Raw genomic sequence first — 21,441 nt, forward strand, 5'->3', positions numbered from 1 at the left:
TTTTGTCCTAAATCGTCTTTTTTACTCAAAAACACCAAATCAGTCATCGAAAAATTTTTATTTGTACATATTAACTATTAATACGGATAATACGGAATCTTCTAGATTCACCTTGGATTATTTATAAAAGATAGATGTTAATAACAACTAAATAGAGCAATCAATCGTGGTGAAAAAAAGATGAGCTTTCCAATTTTTCATTTGCAGGTTCATAAATGAAGCTAATCCATACAACTAGCTGGTATTTTCCAGATTCATCAGCCGGTGCTGAAGTATACTTAGATTCACTACTGCATGGCTTACAAGTACATGGACTTGAAAGTATTGTCGCTGCTCCTAAACAAGGTACAGAGGAAGATACTTACGAATACAATGGCATCTGTGTTTATCGTTATCCTGTTTTTCCTAACCCCAGCAAGATACAGGTACACAAACAGCTACCCCACGGCGGCTTTAAAACTTTTGCTAATTGGCTAGAAAACAATCGAGCCGATGTCTACCATCAACATTCATGGCGATTTGACTGCGGTTTACATCATCTTGCTCTCGCCCGCCAGTTAGGGATGGCGACTGTAGTCACCGTCCACATACCTGAGCCTATATGTCTGCGTGGTACGATGATGCGCTGGGGTGAAGAACCTTGCAATGGGCTGATTGACTCTGTTAATTGTAGTCAATGTTTGGGAGTAGCAAAACAAGTATCGCCTTGGATGCTCAACGCTTTTAGTCAAGTTCCTTTAGATGTTGGCATCGCAGCAGAAACAAAATTACTTACCTCTAAAAATTTCAAGCTACGCCTACTTGGTAAAACTCTTGGTATTCCTACCCTAGTGTCTCAACATAGACGCAATTTGATGCAACTAGCAAAACTAGCCGATCGCATTGTTGTAACGAGTAATTGGCAATACAATGCTTTTGTTGCAAACAACGTTCCTCCCGAAAAACTTACTGTCTCTCGGCAAGGTGTTGCTAACACTTTTAAACGTGAAGTAACATCAAACAAACTACAAAACTCTATATTAAAAATCGGCTTTTTGGGTCGCTGGCAAGAAACTAAAGGGGTACAAGTTTTAGTAGAAGCGGTACATAGTCTACCAAATGATATACCTGTAGAGTTAATTCTTCATGCTACTCATCCCGGAAAATACGGTGCTGCCAATCGGGAAAAAGTTATGGCGATCGCGGCTCGTGACAGCCGGATTCGGATTGCTGAACCACTTTCACGCGAAGCAGTACCAGATGCATTAGCAGGTTTCGATATACTAGCAATACCGTCGCAGTGGTTAGAAACTGGCCCCATAGTTGCTTTAGAAGCCCAAGCTATGGGCATTCCCGTACTCGGTTCAAATTTAGGAGGGATTGCTGAGTTAGTTCATCACGGCATCGATGGTTGGTTAGTTCCAGCCAAAGATGTCCAAGCATGGGCACAAGCGATCGCAACTTTAGCCAAAGACGCTGATTTACTAGCTAAGTTACGTCAAGGTATCCAGCCAGTACGTACAATGGATACTGTTGCTTCAGAGATGTTGGCACTTTACCATGAAATCTTAAAAATTCCTCAGAAAAACTTTGGATCTTGATGAATTGATACCTAATTTCTTTAGTTGCTCCAACTCCGACAAAACAAATTAAATTAAGATTTGCAGATTTAGCAACATCTGACAAATTCTGGAAAAATTAAATAAAAATAAGTCTAAAAATAGTGAAAAAATTTTCTAAAATATCCTTATTGGTTTCCGATTTATCAAGTGCAGCAATTCTGCGTGCATATTTGATAGCAAAAGCTCTTAATCAGTTAGGATATGAAGTTGAGATTATGGGTTTTTTATTTGGAAATAACTTCTATTTAAATTTATCATCCGAATTCAACGTTTATAACTTACCAGGCAAAGACTTTCCAGAGTTTTTTGGAGAAATTCAAAAATTTTTACCAAAAATAAATGGCGATATAATTTATACTATCAAACCACAAATAGCAAGTTTTGGAGTTGGACTATTAAGGAAAATATTTACTAGAAAGCCATTAATTTTAGATATAGATGATTGGGAACTCAGCTGGCATGGCGGTGATAACTGGCATTATCATCCTACACCCAAAGAATTAGCTAGGGACTTATTGAAACCACAGGGCGCACTCAAAAATCCTCATCATACTTTATATGTGAAATGGATGGAAGGTTTGGTAAGCCACGCTGATGCTGTGACAGTGCATACTAAATTTTTGCAGCAGCGTTTTGGTGGTACATTTGTTCCGAATGGCAAAGATGTTTCTTTATTCGATCCCGCTCAATATGATGCTGAGTCCAGTAGGAATCGTTATGGTTTATCTGAATATCGGATTTTAATGTTTCCCGGCGCGCCAAGACCTTATAAAGGTTTAGAAGATGTTCTGATCGCGCTCGATAAACTTAATCAACCAGACTTGAGACTAGTAATTGTAGGTGGTAGTCCTTATGATGATTATGATAAACAACTTCAACAAAAGTGGGGACGTTGGATTATCAAATTACCTAAGTATCCAGCCGACGTTATGCCTGACTTGGTAGCAGCTGCTCACATTGTAGTTGTTCCCCAGCGAGATACTCCAGAAACTCGCGCTCAATTTCCCTTGAAGTTGACAGATGGGATGGCAATGGCTAAACCTGTATTATCAACACGCGTTGGAGATATTCCCCAACTTTTAGGTGATACTGGTTATTTAGTCGAGCCTGGTTGTCCTGAGCAAATTGCTGAACAAATTCAATTGATTTTTCAGAATTTAGAGTCAGCAAGCCAGAAAGGTATCAAGGCAAGAGAAAGATGTGTGGAACACTATAGCATCGAGGCTATGGCTTCTGTGCTCAAATCAGTAATTGCTCAGTTGTGAATAATATTATTAATTAAGTTAAATTGGCATAAAAATACCCAATGTCTACCAGAAAACTAATACTAAGATTCGCCAAACCCTATCCAGGTTTAATTATCCTAACAATGCTGTTGGGATTTTCTGGTGCTTTATTTAATGGTGTCGGTGTAACTTTGATTGTGCCAGTAATTTTGAGAATTGTCGGACAACCAGTAGATTTAACTGGTTTTCCTCCGATTCTCAAAGCTGTGATGTTTCCATTTGATAATCTTCCCGAAAATTCTCGGAATTTGGGAATGGCTGGAATAATTATATTTATAATTTTCTTAAAAAACTTATCTAGTTATTTTAGTATTTTAACATCGAGTGTTTTCACTCGGAGATTAAATGCGGATATTCGCGAAGCTAGCTTAGAGTTATTGCTAGATATTGATATAGACTATTATTCAAAAACGAAAGTAGGCGATATTATTAATCGCCTTGGTTCGGAAACTGCCCGCACTTCTAGCGCTATCGGGAGTATTATCAATTTAATTATTTTAATAATTACAATTTTAGTTTTCGTTGGTTTATTATTAGCAATTTCTTGGCAGTTAACCATCGCAGCAACAATTTTATTGGGTTTTATAACATTAATCAATCAATACACAATTAGTAGAGCGAAAAAATTTGGTCAACAACTATCAGAAATGTCTACATCTTATTCCATCAGTGTTTTAGAAACATTGAATGGAATTCGTTTAGTAAAGTCAACTGCCAATGAAGACAGAGAATATCAAAAAATTACCAAATTAATCCGCGATCGCGAGAAAGCAGATTTTCAATCTCAGATAAACTCACAAGCGATCGGGCCGATAAGTGAAGTGATGGGAGTTATAGCTTTACTTTTGATTGTATTCTTGAGTAAAACTTTCTTTGCCAACCAGGTTTCTTTCCTTTCAACGGTACTACTGACATATTTATTAGTATTACTGCGACTGCTACCTTTGGTTTCTCAGTTAAATAGTCTTCGTAGTAGCTTTGCCAATAGTGCTACTAGCGTAGAAATAGTCAGTGAGTTTTTAAGTCGCGATCGCAAGCCGTTTATGAAAAACGGTAATCTAATCTACACACAATTAAAACAAGGAATAGGTTTTAATTCACTTTCCTTTGCCTACCCCAGTCATGAAAAGTTAGTACTCAAAGATGTAAATTTATTTTTACCCCGTGCGACAACTCTCGCTTTGGTAGGTGGTTCTGGTGCAGGTAAGTCCACCTTGGCTGACCTCTTACCCAGATTTTACGATCCGACATCTGGCAGTATCTCTATCGATGGCACAGACCTGCGTGATTTTGATATCAAATCTCTCAGAACACACATGGGAATTGTCAGTCAAGATACATTTCTCTTTAATGACTCGGTGCGAAATAACATTGCTTATGGAAGACCGGAAGCTACAGAAGATGAAATTATCTCAGCAGCCAAACGAGCAAATGCTTATGAATTTATTGATAAATTACCTCAAGGATTCGACAGCCAAATTGGCGATCGCGGTGTGATGTTGTCTGGTGGACAAAGGCAAAGATTAGCGATCGCTCGTGCCCTCCTGCAAAATCCGGAAATTCTGATTTTAGATGAAGCCACCAGCGCTTTAGATACCGTTTCCGAACGTTTAGTACAAGCTGCACTCGACGACTTAAGTCGCGATCGCACAACCCTGGTAATTGCTCACCGCCTTTCCACAGTCCAAAAAGCCGATCAAATTGCCGTATTAGATCGAGGACAGGTGGTAGAAGTAGGAACCCATGAAGCACTTTTACAAAAAGGGGGTTACTACTCACGCCTCTACTCAATGCAATTTGCCGATCAGACTGAAGTTTCCACCAAAACTAATCCCAGCTTTAACCGCATTTCTCACGAACTGCGTACAAGGCTTAACTCAATGATTGGTTTCCTCGGACTATTAGTTGACGATCTAGTAGACAATTCTCAAGAACGCCAGGAATTAATTGACCAATCATACAACTCAGCCTTAAGAGTTCTCAACGCCATCGATCTCTTCAGCGATGTAGTTAACCTGAAAATTAACTGGCAGTCATCGTCAGATATAGACCAAAATCAAGATGAAAATAACCAGTATCAAAACTTTGGTCATATCTCGGATGAGTTTCGCAAGTGTCTCTATCCTCTAATTAGCTCTCTACGCTTGCTAGCCGATAAATTAGAATCCGAACCTCAAAAACAAAATCTATTAATTACAGAATCTTATAAATCTGCTATTTACCTATTAGATGTATTAAAACTTTTTGAAAATCAAATTTAATTTTAGTTAATGTCAGGAACAAAAGTACTTATACCACAATCTTAAAAAACCTATAATACCCAAAAAAAATGGTAAATTCTTCCAAGAAAAATCAATATATTTTCTACACCGGAGAGCTATCATTCAAGCCAGACACAGCACACGAAATTCATGATGTTCTTTGTGCCAACGCCGCAGCTAACTTAGGCTACTCCTCAGTTTTAATTTATCCAGATAAAAAAAATTCTTCTGTTAATCTACTATCGTTAATTTATCCTTATAAGCCCAAAAGACCCGGAAAAGAATTTATCGAATTTTACGATGTTCAAGAAAAACTCAAAATTGCAGCATTACCAATGCCTTGGCCTATCGATAAAATAGGGGGTAAATTTACTAACTCTAGTACAGTCGTAACTAAATATTATTTACCAGTTTATATCCTACCTCATACTAAAGTTGTCCACACGCGAGATTGGAACTTTGTAAAAGCCGCAGTCAAAAATAAAGTTCCGACAATTTATGAACGTCACTACTTTCAAGACCGAAAATTTGAGCAAGAAATTGTCCACAGTCCCTATTTTAAAATAGCTATAACTCAATCAGAACCCATCCGGCAAAGCTTAATAGAAAATGGAATGCCACCAGAAAAAGTAGTTTGGCTACATAACGGATTCAATCAATCATTTTCAATCAGACAGCCCGAATCAGCCGAAAGGTGGCGACAAGAATTGCTTATAAATGGAGGTAAGCATTTAGTTGTCTATTCAGGCGCTTTGTATCCTTTCAAAGGAGTCGATCTCTTAATTGATTCCGCCAAAGAATTACCAGAAATTCAGTTTGTCATCACCGGAGGAACAGAAGCACAAGTACAAGCATATCAACAAATAGCCAGAGATAAAAATGTCGAAAACGTTAAATTCTTAGGCTGGATACTTCCACGAGAACGATTAGTCAGCTTGTTTCAAGCAGCTGATATTTTGGTTCATCCTCACTGCGCTGGAAAATCAGCAGATTTCACGAATCCAGTTAAGTTTTTTCAGTACATGGCTGCTGGCACTCCTATAGTTGCAACTGAGATTCCACCTTTAATGGAATTCAAAACATCACCTTTGATTGCCAGTTGGTGTACACCAGATAACCCGCAGAAACTTGCCCAATCTATTCAACATACTTTAGAAACTTATCCCAGAAAATTAGAGGGTTATGCAGCTAGTATAGATTTTGCCCAGCAATTTTCTTGGGAAAATAGAATTACCAAAATATTAAGCTACGTAGAAGAAGATCGGCGTCCACCAATTTTAGGGTAACGGTACAAAAATTAACTGAAAAATAACCGAATAAATACGATTTATGACTATTAAAACTGTTGGCATGATTAGCAGCTATTCAGGTCTTGCTAAAAATAAAGATTGGTTATGGCAACAAACTCCACACTACTTTGGTGTTTGGAAGAATATGCAAATGTTGAAAATGGCACAAAAGCCAGATTTTATGTTGCTATATCAATTTGATTTTCCCCAACCATCGCCGCCGAAATCTTGGTTAGATAATTTTCGCAAACAGCAGCAAAAACCAGTAGTAAATGTTGAATCTCTACTGCGTGGCGTTAACAAAGAGCGGATTATTTATTTGCTCAGAGAACCGCCTTTAGATGAAGTTTTAAAAATAACTAATCATAATTATCAAGAAGCCCAGAAGTATTGTGGCTACGTTTCTGGCCCCGATGATTTTGCTCCCATTCCTGACTATATGCCTGCTATTTGGTATCACTCAAATTCATTTCAAGATTTAAATGAAATGCCGCCGCCCCCAAAAGTTGCCCTATGTAGTTGGATTACTTCGGGAATTAGCCGCACAGCCAATCATCGCCAGCGTTTAGATTTTTTACAATCTTTGCAATCTAGTGGCATGAAATTTGATTTGTACGGGCGTAACTTACCAGAATGGGCGAACAGTTCAGGAGAACTAGGTAACAAATGGTATGGCATGGCACCATACTATTACAATCTGGCAATTGAAAATTATGCTGATAATAATTGGTATGTGAGTGAGAAACTTTGGGATAGTTTACTTGCTTGGTGTTTACCAATTTATTATGGTGGCCCGGCTGCTGATAAATTATTGCCGCCGGGGAGTTTTTTGCGGTTGCCCAGTTTAGATGAAAAAGGCATTGCCTACATCCAAGAAGTGACAGCTACACCTGATGCTTGGTATGCTGCCAAAGATGCGATCGCAGAAGCACGTCAAATCATTTTACACAAATTAAACCTGCTTAACTGGTTATCAAACTTTGTCGATCAACACTCATAAATTATGAATGGTATTTGTACCCTTGGCAATGATTATGTTTTCGATCAACTGGTGGCTTTGCTCAACAGTATTGATGTTATCTTAGGCCCAGAAACTCCTGTTTGTATCTATCCTTTTGACGATCGGACACAACGAATTGCTGAGGAAATAGCGAAACGCCCCAATGTATTTCTTTACGATGACCAAGAATCGATCAATCGCTGGGATCAATTTATGCTTGCAGCAGCCCCAGAACGATTGAATCGGAGTAAATCCCGTCTTTATGGTGCTCATCGTCGTTTCTGCGCTTTTGATGGGCCATTTGAGAAGTTTATCTATTTAGATGCAGACACCTTGGTGATGAAGTCACTTGCAGCAGTGTTTGAAAAGCTAGATAGTTATGATTTTGTCGTCTACGATTTCCAATTTACAGACGTTAGTAAAATATATAATGTTAGTTCTCCCAAATTACTAAAAATATTTGAGCAAAAACGCATTGATTCTGAAATCTTTTGCTCAGGTTTTTATGGCGCTAAACAAGGGCTATTTGACTTAGAAAAAAGAGATTGGCTAATATCACATTTACTAAATGGCGAGTCAGAAATTTTGTATGGTGGTGCTGGCGAACAACCATTAATCAACTACATGGTAATGAGGTCTAATCTTTCTATTTATAACTTTGCTCGCCAATTGCCAGATAATGAAAAAACAGGATGTTCTGCTAGCTCCAAACACTTCGAGGAACGAGAACATATTCTTTACGATCGCGGTAATCAGCTAACTTATCTCCATTACATTGGAATTCCTCCTAATATTAATCAAGCAGTCTGTGCGGGAGAAAATATTGAGTTTCCCTATCGAGAGTTATTTCTCTATTATCGTTACTTACACGAACTAGAAAAGCGTCCAGTATTTACCAGTCCTCCTAAAAATTATAATGACGCTCCAGTACCAAATTTACTTACCAGAGCTTTGCAAAAATTTAAGTTAATTAAACAAGGATAATTTATGAGTAGGGGCATTTATATAGTTGCCAATGACCGCGTTATCGATAATGCTATTGCTCTGCTCAATAGCATTCGTTACTACGATCCAGAAGTTACCATTTATCTCATACCTTTTAATGACAATTATCACAAGGTAGCAGAACAGCTTGCTACCTTACACAACGTCCAAATTTTCCCAGATTTAGAACTTATTGATACATTTACCAAACGCATCGGCGAAATTTTTGACCGAGATTTCCTTGCCTTACCCAACAAAATGCGTAAATTGGTGGCGTGGTTTGGGCCTTTAGATGAATTTATTTATATTGATACGGATATTGTCGTTTTTGAAAAAATTGCCGACAATTTGGACAAACTTTCAGAAGTCGATTTCTTCTGCTGTGATTACCATCATGCTAATGAAAAACTGCGAAATATTTTTTCCCCATTTGTGAAAGAACAGCAAATTTTTTCTGACGCCCAACTTCAAGATGTTTTCAACAGCGGTTTTTGGGCTTCGAGAAAAGGAGCTATTACCGAACAACAAATGGATGAAGCTTTGCGCGAGTGTGCCGCACATCGCGAATATTTCGATTTTTCTGAAGGAGTTACAGACCAACCAATTTTAAATTATCTTGTTCTCAAACTAATTTCCAAACGTGGAAATCTCGTAAAAATTCCTGGGGGAGGGCCTGGTAGTTGGGCCGGTTCGCGAAATTTCCAACAGCAAGATTACGCCTTGTATGACCGAGGACAACGACTAAAATATCTCCACTGGGCTGGTACGCGGATGAAAACTGGTAGTCCCTATTGGCAATTGTGGGAACACTATCGCTATCTGCATGAGGGTAAATTTGCCTTCATTCCCAAACTGACTCGCCGTTTATTTCCCTTTGTTTCTGCGCGTACTTAATATTAGGAGTATCCCAATGATTGATGGTATTTATATCCTAGCCAATGATGTTGTCTATGACCAATTAGTGGCGTTGCTCAACAGTATAGAAGCTAATGCTGGTAGAGAAATTCCTATTTGTATAATTCCATATAATGAGCAGTTAGACAAAGTAAAGGCAGAGATTGCATCTAGAGATAATGTTACTTTATTTGAAGATTCTGATTCTATAGCTTACTGGGATGACTTTGCAACCCAGGTCTGGCAAAATCACTTAAGGGCACAAAAAGGTTGGCGAAAATGGGGGCTTCCAGAACTTTATCGTCTACCAATGCATCGTAAGCTTTGTGGTTTAGATGGGCCCTTTGATAAATTTATTTATTTTGATGCAGATACGCTCCTTATGGGGCCTATAGACTATATATATGAAAAATTAGATAAATATGATTGGGTAACAAATGATTTTCAATATAAATCTGAATTGAAATATATTTTTGATGGTTCACCAGAACTGATACAGCAAATTTTTGACCAAGAAAAATTGCATTCTCATATATTTTGTGCAGGTTGGTTTGCAACTAAAAAACATATTTTTTATCAAGCTACATTAGCAAACCTACTCGATAAATTACAGGCTGGTGAAGCTGATGTCATGGCTCTTGGAGGCCCTGACCAATCTTTATTTAACTACATGGTATTGAGAAGTGGAATTTCCTATTATAACTTTGCTTTTCATGACTGCGAACAGGCAACTGGCAACCATTGGAATTCTCAATTTGATGTGGTAGATAACATCCTTTACGACCAAGGACGGCGGCTGACATATCTGCACTATATGAGTATAACTTCACCACACTTTACTCAACTTTGCGCTGGTGAAGATGTTAATATTCCATATCGAGATGTATTTTTGCATTATAGATATTTAAACTCACCAGAACAAAGACCCAAAAGCTTTAGGCGTCAGAGTCAGCTTATGCGGCTACAAAAGACTACTACAAGTTTTTTCAATCAAAAAGTTAACAATATTAAGCTTAACTATCGTAATTTAAAGGATAGAATGACTAAGTAATTAAGCAAAAGTGGACAAAATGTTGTTTATTTTCTAACTTATTTATTGTCACACTAATTAAGAAGGTAATTTTAACGCAATTAAATCTTAGAATGATGAAATTTCAGTAAAAAATAATTATTCACCACTAGCTAACGATCTCATTTTTAGTAGAGCATCATTGCTGGCGGTGAGTATTTACTGTAATTTTAGATATTTGTGAGGCTTCCTACTATTTAACCCTCTTCTAAGAAAAAGAATCTAAATCTAAAGATTGCATACCTTCGCGTTGTATGAAGGTCATCATACTTCCCAACTGCAACCAAACTAGCAAACAAGTAAATAGACTAATTGGTAGACCGACTCCTAAAGCCAAGGATGAGGGAAAGCCAAATATTTCTAAACCTGAAGACATAAATAGACAAGTACCGCCTGTTATGCCGATAAATGGTACAAGTAATTGTTTCAGTGAAGAACGTGGTTGAGTATTTTCTGCTCGTTCGCTTGGCCAGTTCTGCACAATTACTTTCAAAGTGCCAGATAATGCCAAACCAGATGTTAATGCTATCAAAAAACCAACAAGTAAGAGAAGGTAAGGCGGTTGCTCAGGAAAATAATACATGAAAACTCCTAATTTCTATTAAAAATTTTTACTTTTTATTTGTTGACTGGTTCTCAGCAAAAGACCCAATTAATGTCGCTTTTGGCAGGATAGCGGCTGCCCCTTCTCTGGATAACTCTGTTAAAATCCCGATCGCTACATTTAATAAACGATCCGGTTTTAAGTCATCTTTAACCAGATTCCACAGGCGTTGGACATCTTCGGTGTGCAAGCGGTCATCTTCGGTGAGAGCAAGCACCAACTGTCTCCTTAGAAACTTGCCTTCTGCCGACATTAAGTATTGGAACCCCATCTGAGCTGTGGGCAATACATCAAAGTTGTTATCGGTACGAGCGATCGCAATCAAATTCTCTAACCGTTGCCACTGAAATTTACCATCTTTGAACAACACATTCAATAATCGTCGTCTTAATTCCGGCGATTCCCCTGTCAGCAACCGCCGCGCTATATAGGGATAACCCACTTCCACAATTTTGAAATCGGGGTTAAGGCTAAGGGCAATACCTTCTTGGGTAACTAGAGAACGAATAATCAAAGCAAACTTTGCCGGAACTCGGAAAGGATATTCGTACATCAGTTCCGAAAATTCATCGGTAATAGTTTTGAAGTTAAAATCCTTGACATTTTTACCAATAGCGTTTCCTAGCACCGCTTCTAATGCTGGCACTATCGGGCAAATATTCGTGTCTGGAGTCAGAAACCCTAATTTTACAAAGTCTTCGGCTAAATCGGTATAGTCTTTATTCACCAAATGCACTAGTGCATCGACCAGCGTTTCTTTGGTGCTTTCTTCCAACTGATCCATCATACCGAAGTCAATATAAGCCATACGACCATCAGGTACAGCAAATAAATTGCCAGGATGAGGGTCAGCATGGAAGAAGCCATATTCTAAAAGCTGTTGCAATCCTGATGTCACGCCAATTTGGATGATCGCTTCTGGGTCTAAACCTGCTTCGCGGATGTGTTGAGTATCCGTTAGCTTGAAGCCGTTAATCCATTCCAAGGTTAAAACGTGGGTATTGGTATAACGCCAATAAATTCCTGGAACTTTTACTTGTGGGTCATTGTGGAAGTTGCTAGCAAATTTTTCGGCGTTGCGGCCTTCATTAATATAGTCAATTTCCTCAAATAACTTTGTGCCAAACTCATCCACAATTAAAGTTAAGTCATGACCGAGATTTAAAGGCAACCAAGGAGCTAGCCAACCTGCTGCCCAACGCATTAGATATAGGTCGCGTGTAATCACTGGGTGTAAGTTGGGGCGTTGCACCTTCACGGCGACTTCTTCGCCGCTGACCAGACGACCTCGGTATACTTGACCCAAGCTAGCAGCAGCGACTGGGTTAGGTGACAGTTCGCTAAAACTTTCGTGAATTGGACGACCTAGTTCTGTTTCGATAATTTGGTAAGCGATCGCATTATCAAAAGGTGGTAACTGGTCTTGTAACTTGATCAGTTCTTCTAAAAAGTCTTTGCGTATCAGGTCAGGTCTAGTGGAGAGGGCTTGACCAACTTTAATAAAAGTCGGGCCAAGGCGGGTGAGCAGTTCTCGCAACTGGATAGCTCGTTTACCCTTGTTTTGCTCAACTTTATCTTGCCACTCGTCCCACTTCAGATTGAATATAAATCCTGCAAAAGAGGAGATAATTCTCAGCAGTCGTCCCCAAGCTAACCAAGGACGGGAGCTATAATAGCGAGCGATCGCATCTGGATTATAGAGTTTTAGTTGAGCAGGTTGATACTGACCCACGCCTTTTTTTGCCTCTTCAACTGAAAAATTTACAAATTATTGTTTTTCTCCTGACCTACAAGTTAGTTGTAAATTGCAGGATAGCGGTAGTCTTCTGTCTAAAATAACTAGAACTCTACCCTTTGGGGTAGCGATCGAGGCGATTTTAGCGTCTGTTACTGCCTAGATTTGTTTATCTTTTTCTTAATTATACTTTATAAAACTACAACTACTTATCCAACTTTTAGATGATTTTATTTTTTCTTAACTTTAATTTATATAAATATAAATATGTATCTATATATGCAAATTGAAACTCAGTAACCGTTTACAACATAAAGATCCCCGACTTCTAACATAAGTCGGGGATCTTGGTAGTATGTTTATTTATCCCTGTGATTTAAGTGGAAAATAAAATTACAGCATCAAATAAAACCTTGGTAATAGGTAATAGCTTTGCCACGATTACCAATCACCGACTTTTAATTATTATGTAATGCTATTTAGATTTGGCCTCCAAGTTTTCTAAACGGCTTCTCAATTCCTGATTTTGTTGTTTGAGTTGGTCGAAATCTTCACGCAGTTGACGCAGGGTTTTTTCTGAACCAATGTGATTTTGCACCTTGGAAATTTCTTCCTCAGCAGAGCGACGTACACGCCCATCAGCTGTTTGTTCAGCTAGCGATCGCAAAATCCTCGCTGCTTTAGGTGTTTCCATTTGTCCTAATGCTGCTGCTACCGACACTTGCGTTAAGAAGAAGCTTTCTTTGGCTAGTTCTGTTAATTTTTCTAAAATCCGTTCCAAATTAACCGGACTTTGACCTACAGAAATCTTTCCTAAAGCGCGAATTGCAGCTAAACGTAGGGGTTGTGGCACACCGAGTTTGGTGTATTCTAGCAGCAGATTTAAAGCTGCTTCCGAAATTTTGAATTCAGCTAAACCGGCGATCGCCCCACTCCGCACGACTTCATTCCAACCCGCCTTTTCTTCTAAAACGCCTTTCAGCAGCTTTAATACCTTGTCTTCCTTGGGTTTTTCTTCCAAGTTTGCCGATGCAATAGTCCCGATTACACGAGAAGCTGCTGCTTCCACGTAGTAGCTGGGATCGCCCTTTTGCAACAGCCCTCTCACAACTTTATAGCTTTCAGCAGTTTTGATTTGAGCAAGTGCTTCCACTACAGCTCGTCGCACATAAGCATTTTTATCTTTTAACCCAGAAATTAAGCCATCAAAGGCTTGATCTAAATTGATTTGGGCTAGTTGTTTTGCCACTTCCACACGCACACCCCACAATGGGTCATTTTTTAGCGATGCAGACAGTGCAACGATCGCTTCTAACCCACCTTTTTTCGCCAAAGCTGCTGCTGCATAACTACGCGAAATCGGGTCGGGATCGAATTCTAACTGTGCTTTTAACTCCGCGATTGGATATTCCAAAGTTACTGTTTTTAGGTAATTATTTCCAACATCAAAGCTAATAAATTGAGGCTTATTTTCTAAGGGAAAGTAGAAGCTTTGTTCGCGTTCATTTACCCGGACAGTAAAAATTTTGAGTTGTGAGTTAGGAGTTATGAGTTTGGAATTATTTTTAACTCCTAACTCCTCACTCCTGACTTCTTCCTGTTGGGTATAGCCAAAACCAATAGGTATTTTTAAATCAAACAAATCCTTACTGCCATTTTTACCTTCATCAGCTTGGGTTTGAGTGACTGTAATTTTTGCTAAATTAGCATCTCCATCCCAAGAGTAAGCTACTTTAAAATCTGGATGACCACCACGATAAACGTATTGGTCAAACAGGAACAAAAGATTACGTCCGGTTGCCTTTTCAATCGCCCTAAGTAAGTCTACTGTTTCTACGGTTTTATGAGCATTATCTTGGACAAATGTTTGAATTGCTTGCCAAAACAACTCATCTCCCAATTGGGCCCGAATCATGTGATAAACACAAGATCCTTTTTCGTAGATGTGGCGATCGTAAAGTTCAATAGCTTCTCGGTAAACGTGCGTTACCATTGGACGGCGATAACGACTGCTATCTTCGCTTAAGTAACGACGAGCTTCCAATAAACGATAGTAAGCTGCTTCTTCTAAACTATATTCCTGTTCTGTCCACATCACCTCAGAGTAAGAAGCCATCCCTTCTTTAATCCAAGCATGAGACCAATGCTTAATCACCACCAAATCACCAAACCACTGGTGCGCGAGTTCGTGGACGACTAAACTTTCAGTGTTGCGGTTATCTAAGGCGGCGCGTTCATCTAGCAAACATCTGTCTGTTAACAGTGTTGTGGAAGTGTTTTCCATGCCGCCAAAGATGAAGTCATCAACGCAAACTTGGGCGTATTTTGGAAAAGGATATGGATAACCATACTTTTTGCTCAAAAATTCGATCATTCGGGGAGTTTTTTCCATGCTGCGTTTAGCATCTTCCTCCCGTCCCTTTTCTACATAGTAGGTGACAGCTTTACCGTTCCACTCATCTCGAATTTCAGCAAAATCACCTACTGCTAAAGTCATCAAGTAGGTAGGATGAACTTGTTGCTGTAACCAATGGTAGATTTTGTAATCACCATCTTCTGTAGTGTTAATCAATTCGCCATTGGAAATCGCCACCAGAGGGTTGGGAACGCGGACGCGAATTTCCGAAGTAGACAGTTGTCCTGGATAGTCAAAGCAGGGGAACCAAAAGCGAGAGTCTTCGTCTTCACCTTGAGTCCAGACTTGAGTAGGTTTGTTTGGGTAGTGCTTATCTGGTTGAATAAAATAAATACCGCGTTGCGGTTTTGTCACCGAGTAAGCGATCGCAATCAGCAAGCGTTGACCAATCTGGGTTGCCTGAGAAAGTTGAATAGAAAGCTGTTCCCCGTCATAGTCAAAATTTTGTGGCACTTCGTCCACCTGCACAGACTCGATATTTAGATTGACAGCATCCAAAGTCAAACGATCAATACCATTACGGATTGGCAAGAGGCGAATGCTACAACTGCCCTGATAGCAAAGCTTTGGAATATCCAAGCTGAGATCGAGAAAAATATGCTCTACTTGTCCGGGGCGATCGGGGTTGTAGTGTGGTCTTGCTCCCGGTAACTCAAAAGGTTTGTGTCCGTTATTATCTGTATCAAAATAAGACTGCGACATTGATGCTTACTGACCTTGTAATCCTGAAAAGTCTGGCTTGGTTGGATGTAGTTAAGTAAAATAGCGGTATCTGATGTATTTCCCTCAATAGGGCATTATAAAGGTGACTTCTCACCTTGAGATTGGGAGATTGAAATTAATCTCACCCGAACTTCCAAAGATCGGCTAACGATCCTGGGGTTTTTTCCATATCTGTGCCGCATTTACTTTTGCTAATGTTCTGTATTGGTATTGAGTCAAGAGTCTCTTGCACCTCGATAGATTCTCATTAAGTACAAATACTCCTAATTATTTTTATAACTTAGGATAGCTTGCTGCTGAACACGCTACTTTGTTTAAAATGAACAGCATATCATTTGCAAATTCGTTCCTCATCTGATTGAAGTATTTTTGAGAGTAATTTTAGACCGCTAATTTATAGGATTACTAATTTTATCAGTAAATACCAACTGGAGTTGAAACTAAATGCAGGGTATCAGTTGTGTAAGAGTAAAATAATCGATTTCTGTCTCCGTAAAAACTCCCACACTGGCGAGTACCTGTAAAAGTCGCTCACAGAGAAGGCTTGTAGATTGATTTTGCCCTTCCCAAATCTTCTTAACCTCTTTAGCAAATCGGCGTAGCTTGTCGTAGACATTGTTAGCTTGTTTGCTGCATAGATGGACTGTGAGATCCAAGTGCTATCGCAATCTGAAATCATTCATAAACAATTGAGATTCTCAACTTCATAAGAGTTGTCGGGAATCTTACCCTTGCAATTTTTATAAATCAGATAGGATTGCTATGTATTTAATTTGCAAAAACCCATTTGTAGTGAAAAATCACTTTTAAGTTGGATGTTTCCTGATTTAGACATCACGTTTAACTGAGAATCTTTATGATTAATATCCGATTAATAATGGATGTCAAAAGCAATAATTGTCTGCAAGTAGGAGATAGATGTGCAGCTTGTCAATCAGCGTGCTGCTGAATCCTTTTGTCATGGGTTAGTCTAGCGATGGATTAGCGGAAATTATTATAAATCCGAAAACTCTACAGTGACACTTGTATAAATCTCGGTGACAATCTGAGCAAAAGAGGATAACAAAATGCCTGAAAGTAAATCAAAATTTCTCATTCCTGCTGTTGGTGCTGCCGTCGTTGTCGTAGGAAGTATAGCGGCTTATACGTACTTTAAAGGCTCACCAGTAGGTACATCAGACGCTCTAGGTAGTGCTAAAGTAGTACCTTCAACAGCACTGATGGCAACTTATATTACTACTGACTCTCAAGCCTGGGCAAAATTACAGCAGTTTGGCACTCCAGAAGCACAAAAGTTAGTGGCAAAAGGTCTGGAAGATTTCAATAAGCAAATGTTCAGTGACAGTAACGTTTCTTATGAACAAGACATAAAGCCTTGGGCTGGTGGTGTGATGATTGCTGTATTGCCACCAAATCCCGTCAAACCAGCACAGTTAAAGGTACCCTCTGGGGCACCTAATGTACCAACAAATTTACAGCAGGAATCAAATATCCTGATAGTGGTGGGAATCAAGGACAAACTCAGCGCCTTGAATTTTGCTAACAAATTGAAGTCACAAAAAGGAGTGAAATTACAGGAATCTGACTATCAAGGTCAAAAAATTGTCGAAACTACACAAAATGGTAAGCCGACGTATAGCGTAGTTTTAAATGATAGTCAGTTGGTATTAGCCCCTGAAAAGCAAGCTGTAGAAAAAGCAATTGATACGTTTAAGGGGCAGTCTTCTTTTGCCAGTAAAGAAGGTGCTAGCAGCATTCTTAAAGGAGTGGATGTTAAAAACAGCCTCGCCCAAATTTATGTACCAGACTATGCCGAGATGATACAGCAATTAACTGCTGGAAATCCGCAGGCAAAGCAGTTACCGCCACAAACCCTGACACAACTCAAGCAGATAAAATCTGTGGTAGCGGGTGTTGGAGTTGATGATGCGGGAGTGCGGGTAAAAGCGATCGCTAATTTAGATCCGCAATTAAATAAATTTCAGTATCAATCAAGTCCTGGGAATATAGTCGGGCAATTTCCTGCCGATACTTTTGCTCTGATTAGCGGAAATGGCATCAGCCGTGGTTGGGAAGTGCTAGTAGAGCAGTCAAAAGATTATCCAGAAATGAAGCAAGCTCTGGAACAAGCGCGAGGACAGTTGAAAACTGTCAATATAGACCTGGATAAGGATGTTTTTGGTTGGATGAATGGGGAATTCGCCTTTGGTGCAATTCCATCAAATCAAGGAGTATTAGCGAGTGTTGGTTTTGGAGGTGCTTTAGTATTTGATACTAGCGATCGCAAAACTGCCGAAGCCACCTTAACAAAATTGGATACCCTTGCCAAAACCCAACAAATCAACGTCGCCAATAGAAATATTGGTGGTAAAGACGTAACTGAGTGGCAAATTCCCCGACAAGGAGCTTTATTAGCACATGGTTGGCTAGACCAAGATACTGTATTTGTAGCTCTTGGTGGCCCAATTGCTGATGCAGTTAGCGATCGCAAAAATTCATCTCTTGACACTAGCGACGCTTTCAAAGCCGTGACTGGTTCTTTGCAAAAGCCCAACGGTGGCTATTTCTACCTAGATATGGACAAAACTAAAACTGTGCCCCTGATCAATAGTTTGGTATCATCTAACGCCGATACCATCACCATCCTGAATTCCATTCGTGGTCTTGGTTTTACCGCTATTAGCCCTGATAAATCTACTAGTGAATTAGAAATGTTATTAGCTCTTAAGCCTGCTGCAAAGTAAGGCATTGGGCATTGGGCATTGGGAAAGAGGAGGCAAGAGGCAGGAGGCAGAAGTTTTTGAATTTTGAATTTTGAATTTTGAATTTTGAATTGATTTCTCCCCTGCTCTCCCACTCCCCACTACAAAACTTGATTATTTCGAGTTTCCAAGGTTTGGTTGAGTCTATCCAACGCGCCAGTCAATCTTTCTTGGGCTACAAGGTTAGGATCTGACAAGGGTTCATCGGCGACTTCTTCTTGTCTTTTGAATTTTTGTAAAGCTCGAATTGCCACAAATAAAACTAAGGCAATGATTACAAAGTCAACTATTGCGCCAAGAAAGTGACCAATCTTGATTCCCGGCCCAATGGCGATTGTTCTCCAGTCTTTGCCAGCAAAACTAACCAAGGGATTAATCAATGGCATGATTACATCTTCAACAAAGGAAGTGACAATCTTGCCAAAAGCACCACCAATGATCACAGCGATCGCCAAGTCAACTACATTACCTTTAAGGGCAAAATCTTGAAAATCTTTTAAAAAGCCACTTGCTCTTCTTCTTGCTCTGGCCATATTTGACTCCAATAAGCTTAACTTACTGTATATAAATGGCACTCAGCTTTTTGCTATCCCTGTTGAGACAAATGTTGCTAAGTATGAAAATTTTACCAGTTTTGAATAAAATTCTCTGATAGATACAAAATGTAAACTAGCATAAGTCGAAGCATAGGTTAGGACTATATTGATTGCTGAAACCTTTGATAATGCTGAGTTTCTATTCAGCACTCAGCACTTTGCTATAATTCTCATTGTTTCAAAACTTTGCTGCTCTGCAAATGTCAACCTTCTATAACATTTGTTGCATGGGGCAAGCCAAAGGAGGCGAACTGCCGTTATACAATTCAATTCATTTCTAGACTGCCGTCTAGCAAGTATGTCATAAGTAGAAAAGGCTGTTAAATGCAAACTAATTTATGACTGCTGCTGTAAACACTAATCCTGGTTTAGCTTCCCGCTTGGTGAATGGCATACTGGCAATCCAGCCTTTAGCTAACCTAGCCAAGCATCAAGCTAGACAAATGATGATTAAACGTGCCGAGAGAATTGGTGTGCCTTGGACGCAAGAAGTTGAAACACTACAGGCGCATGATTGGAAGGCTGATTTAGCTCAAGTAGAAAATCCTCAGCTTTCCTACCCAGAATACTATTTGCGGACATTCCATGCCTATGAAGGTGGAAACCTCAGTTGGAAGGCTGCTTGCGAGTTAGAAGTTGCTGCTCGTACTGTCCATGCTGGAATTTGGCAAGACGCTGGAGCAGAAGGAGATGCTAAACTGCGCCAAAGTTACCACGATATCCTCAAAGCGCAAATCCCCGATCAACCCCAAGACATCTTAGATTTGGCTTGTGGTGTGGGTTTGAGTACATTTACCATGCAAGAAATTTATCCCCATACCAAAATTACAGGCTTAGACTTATCTCCCTACTTTTTAGCTGTTGCCAATTACCGCGCTGGGCAACGTCAAGCTAAAATTAACTGGCTTCATGCCCAAGCTGAATCTACCGGGCTACCTGATGCCTCGTTTGATTTAGTTTCCATTTTCCTGATGTGCCACGAATTACCCCAATCAGCAACCCGACAGATTTTAGCTGAAATGCGGCGCGTGTTGCGTCCGGGTGGCTACTTGGCAATTATGGATATGAATCCCAAATCTGAAGTTTACAAGAAAATGCCAGCCTACATTTTGACTTTGCTCAAAAGTACTGAACCATATTTAGATGAATATTTTGCTTTGGACATTGAGCAGGCTATTGTTGAGGCAGGTTTCCAAACTCCCACTATCACCAACAATACCCACCGTCACCGTACAGTAATTGCTCAGGTGAGTGGTTGATTTATTTTTACTGTTGTGGGCAGCAATACCACCCTTACTGCTGCTAGGCTACTACTACTGTCGGATACCATTTGCCCCACCTCTGTTAAAGTTACTCATGTTCTTTATCATTGGGGCAATATCTGGTTTTTTAGCCCTTAGACTCGAATGGGATTTTGAAATTGTAGCGAACTCTTTTGTAGACTGGCATCAGATCGAACGTTGGCTTCCTGGTATAGCCTTGCGGCAGGTTGTGGAAATAGGCCCAATTGAAGAAGGTTGCAAGTTAGCTGCGGTTGTTGTCCCAACCTACTATCTACAACGCAAGTATCGATTACTTCACTCTACAGTTTTCCTCTTCACCATAGCTGTTGCCCTGGGATTCACTGCCGAAGAGAACTGGATTTACTTTTTCCACGGTACAGCATCAGTTTTTGAACGTACTATCGGCACGCCAGTCCATGCTATGTTCTCTGCACCTTGGGGATATGCATTAGGAATTTATATTTCTTCTAAAAATCGCTTAAATCACGACAATAAGTTTATTTTTAGGGCTTGGCTAAATTCTGTAATTTGTCATGCCTTAGTGAATGTCCTATCTAGTGCTTGGGGTTACTCATTACCCCTACGTTTCCTGAGTTATGGTTTATTTCCGTTTCTGTTATGGATGTTTTGGCGGCTGGAACAATTACTGCGAAAAGTGCAAGGTAAACCTGTAATTACCCTAATTTCAGAACGTACACCCCAGCGCCGTTACTGGCAGAGGAGTTTAGTGTTGTTTGCCCTCGTGCTGGGTGGAAATGCTATTTTTGGGCTGTTTCTCTTAGTCAGGATTCTTAGTCCGTTGAGTCCGTCGAAGCTTTTTGACACTTATATTTTGTGGTTTATATTTAGTCGCTTTTTACTAAATCTCTTTTTTGGAGTATTAGCGTGGGGCATTTATCGCTATTTGCGACATTCTGCCCGCCGTCGGTATTTTTAAA

At 39.6% G+C, this 21,441-nt stretch carries 15 protein-coding genes; 11 read left to right on the top strand and 4 right to left on the bottom strand.

Annotated elements, in window-relative coordinates; genetic code table 11:
- The first annotated feature begins 215 nt into the window (after nucleotides 1-215).
- From RM368_RS13005 to RM368_RS13040, 8 genes are all read left to right on the top strand, one after another.
- Complete coding sequence (locus tag RM368_RS13005; RefSeq protein ID WP_322694431.1) at nucleotides 216-1,580, top strand: glycosyltransferase; 1,365 nt, start codon at nucleotides 216-218, stop codon at nucleotides 1,578-1,580.
- A 122-nt stretch (nucleotides 1,581-1,702) separates the two neighbouring features.
- A complete protein-coding gene (locus tag RM368_RS13010) occupies nucleotides 1,703-2,866 on the top strand; it encodes a glycosyltransferase family 4 protein (protein ID WP_322694432.1) in 1,164 nt (387 codons plus the stop codon).
- A gap of 41 nt (nucleotides 2,867-2,907) precedes the next feature.
- Nucleotides 2,908-5,148, top strand: a complete 2,241-nt coding sequence (locus RM368_RS13015; protein WP_322694433.1) for an ATP-binding cassette domain-containing protein — start codon at nucleotides 2,908-2,910, stop codon at nucleotides 5,146-5,148.
- Nucleotides 5,149-5,216: 68 nt separating this feature from the next.
- Entirely contained in the window at nucleotides 5,217-6,434 is a 1,218-nt protein-coding gene (locus tag RM368_RS13020; protein ID WP_322694434.1) for a glycosyltransferase, read from the top strand.
- Nucleotides 6,435-6,477: 43 nt separating this feature from the next.
- On the top strand, nucleotides 6,478-7,437 hold the full coding sequence (locus RM368_RS13025) for a glycosyltransferase family 10 domain-containing protein (RefSeq protein WP_322694435.1): 960 nt from the start codon (nucleotides 6,478-6,480) through the stop codon (nucleotides 7,435-7,437).
- Between the two features lie 3 nt (nucleotides 7,438-7,440).
- A complete protein-coding gene (locus RM368_RS13030) occupies nucleotides 7,441-8,421 on the top strand; it encodes an Npun_R2821/Npun_R2822 family protein (RefSeq protein ID WP_322694436.1) in 981 nt (326 codons plus the stop codon).
- Between the two features lie 3 nt (nucleotides 8,422-8,424).
- A complete protein-coding gene (locus RM368_RS13035) occupies nucleotides 8,425-9,315 on the top strand; it encodes an Npun_R2821/Npun_R2822 family protein (protein WP_322694437.1) in 891 nt (296 codons plus the stop codon).
- A 16-nt stretch (nucleotides 9,316-9,331) separates the two neighbouring features.
- A complete protein-coding gene (locus tag RM368_RS13040) occupies nucleotides 9,332-10,366 on the top strand; it encodes an Npun_R2821/Npun_R2822 family protein (protein WP_322694438.1) in 1,035 nt (344 codons plus the stop codon).
- Between the two features lie 226 nt (nucleotides 10,367-10,592).
- Here the strand turns inward: RM368_RS13040 and RM368_RS13045 are convergent, their stop codons facing one another.
- From RM368_RS13045 to RM368_RS13055, 3 genes are all read right to left on the bottom strand, one after another.
- Nucleotides 10,593-10,967: a hypothetical protein gene (locus RM368_RS13045; protein ID WP_322694439.1), complete on the bottom strand. Its 375-nt coding sequence runs from the start codon at nucleotides 10,965-10,967 to the stop codon at nucleotides 10,593-10,595.
- Nucleotides 10,968-10,995: 28 nt separating this feature from the next.
- Nucleotides 10,996-12,720, bottom strand: coding sequence for an AarF/ABC1/UbiB kinase family protein (locus tag RM368_RS13050; protein ID WP_322694440.1), 1,725 nt, complete (start codon nucleotides 12,718-12,720; stop codon nucleotides 10,996-10,998).
- Between the two features lie 478 nt (nucleotides 12,721-13,198).
- The gene (locus RM368_RS13055; RefSeq protein ID WP_322694441.1) at nucleotides 13,199-15,841 is read right to left on the bottom strand and encodes a M1 family metallopeptidase; all 2,643 of its coding nucleotides are present in this window, start codon (nucleotides 15,839-15,841) and stop codon (nucleotides 13,199-13,201) included.
- A gap of 1,088 nt (nucleotides 15,842-16,929) precedes the next feature.
- Between RM368_RS13055 and RM368_RS13060 the strand changes: the two genes are divergently transcribed.
- Complete coding sequence (locus RM368_RS13060; protein ID WP_322694442.1) at nucleotides 16,930-18,606, top strand: DUF3352 domain-containing protein; 1,677 nt, start codon at nucleotides 16,930-16,932, stop codon at nucleotides 18,604-18,606.
- A 119-nt stretch (nucleotides 18,607-18,725) separates the two neighbouring features.
- On the opposite strand, the gene mscL is transcribed toward RM368_RS13060, so the two are convergent.
- The gene (mscL, locus tag RM368_RS13065) at nucleotides 18,726-19,157 is read right to left on the bottom strand and encodes a large conductance mechanosensitive channel protein MscL (RefSeq protein WP_322694443.1); all 432 of its coding nucleotides are present in this window, start codon (nucleotides 19,155-19,157) and stop codon (nucleotides 18,726-18,728) included.
- A gap of 401 nt (nucleotides 19,158-19,558) precedes the next feature.
- On the opposite strand from mscL, the gene RM368_RS13070 reads away from it, so the two are divergent.
- Complete coding sequence (locus RM368_RS13070) at nucleotides 19,559-20,479, top strand: class I SAM-dependent methyltransferase (protein ID WP_322694444.1); 921 nt, start codon at nucleotides 19,559-19,561, stop codon at nucleotides 20,477-20,479.
- Nucleotides 20,472-21,440 carry a PrsW family intramembrane metalloprotease gene (locus tag RM368_RS13075; protein ID WP_322694445.1) on the top strand — a complete coding sequence of 323 codons (969 nt, stop codon included), beginning with the start codon at nucleotides 20,472-20,474 and terminating at the stop codon, nucleotides 21,438-21,440. The genes RM368_RS13070 and RM368_RS13075 overlap by 8 nt, the downstream gene beginning before the upstream one ends.
- Nucleotide 21,441: the final 1 nt, after the last annotated feature.

Origin of the sequence: Nostoc sp. DedSLP03, assembly GCF_034530815.1 — a bacterium.
In the GTDB taxonomy this organism is placed as follows: Bacteria; Cyanobacteriota; Cyanobacteriia; order Cyanobacteriales; family Nostocaceae; genus Nostoc.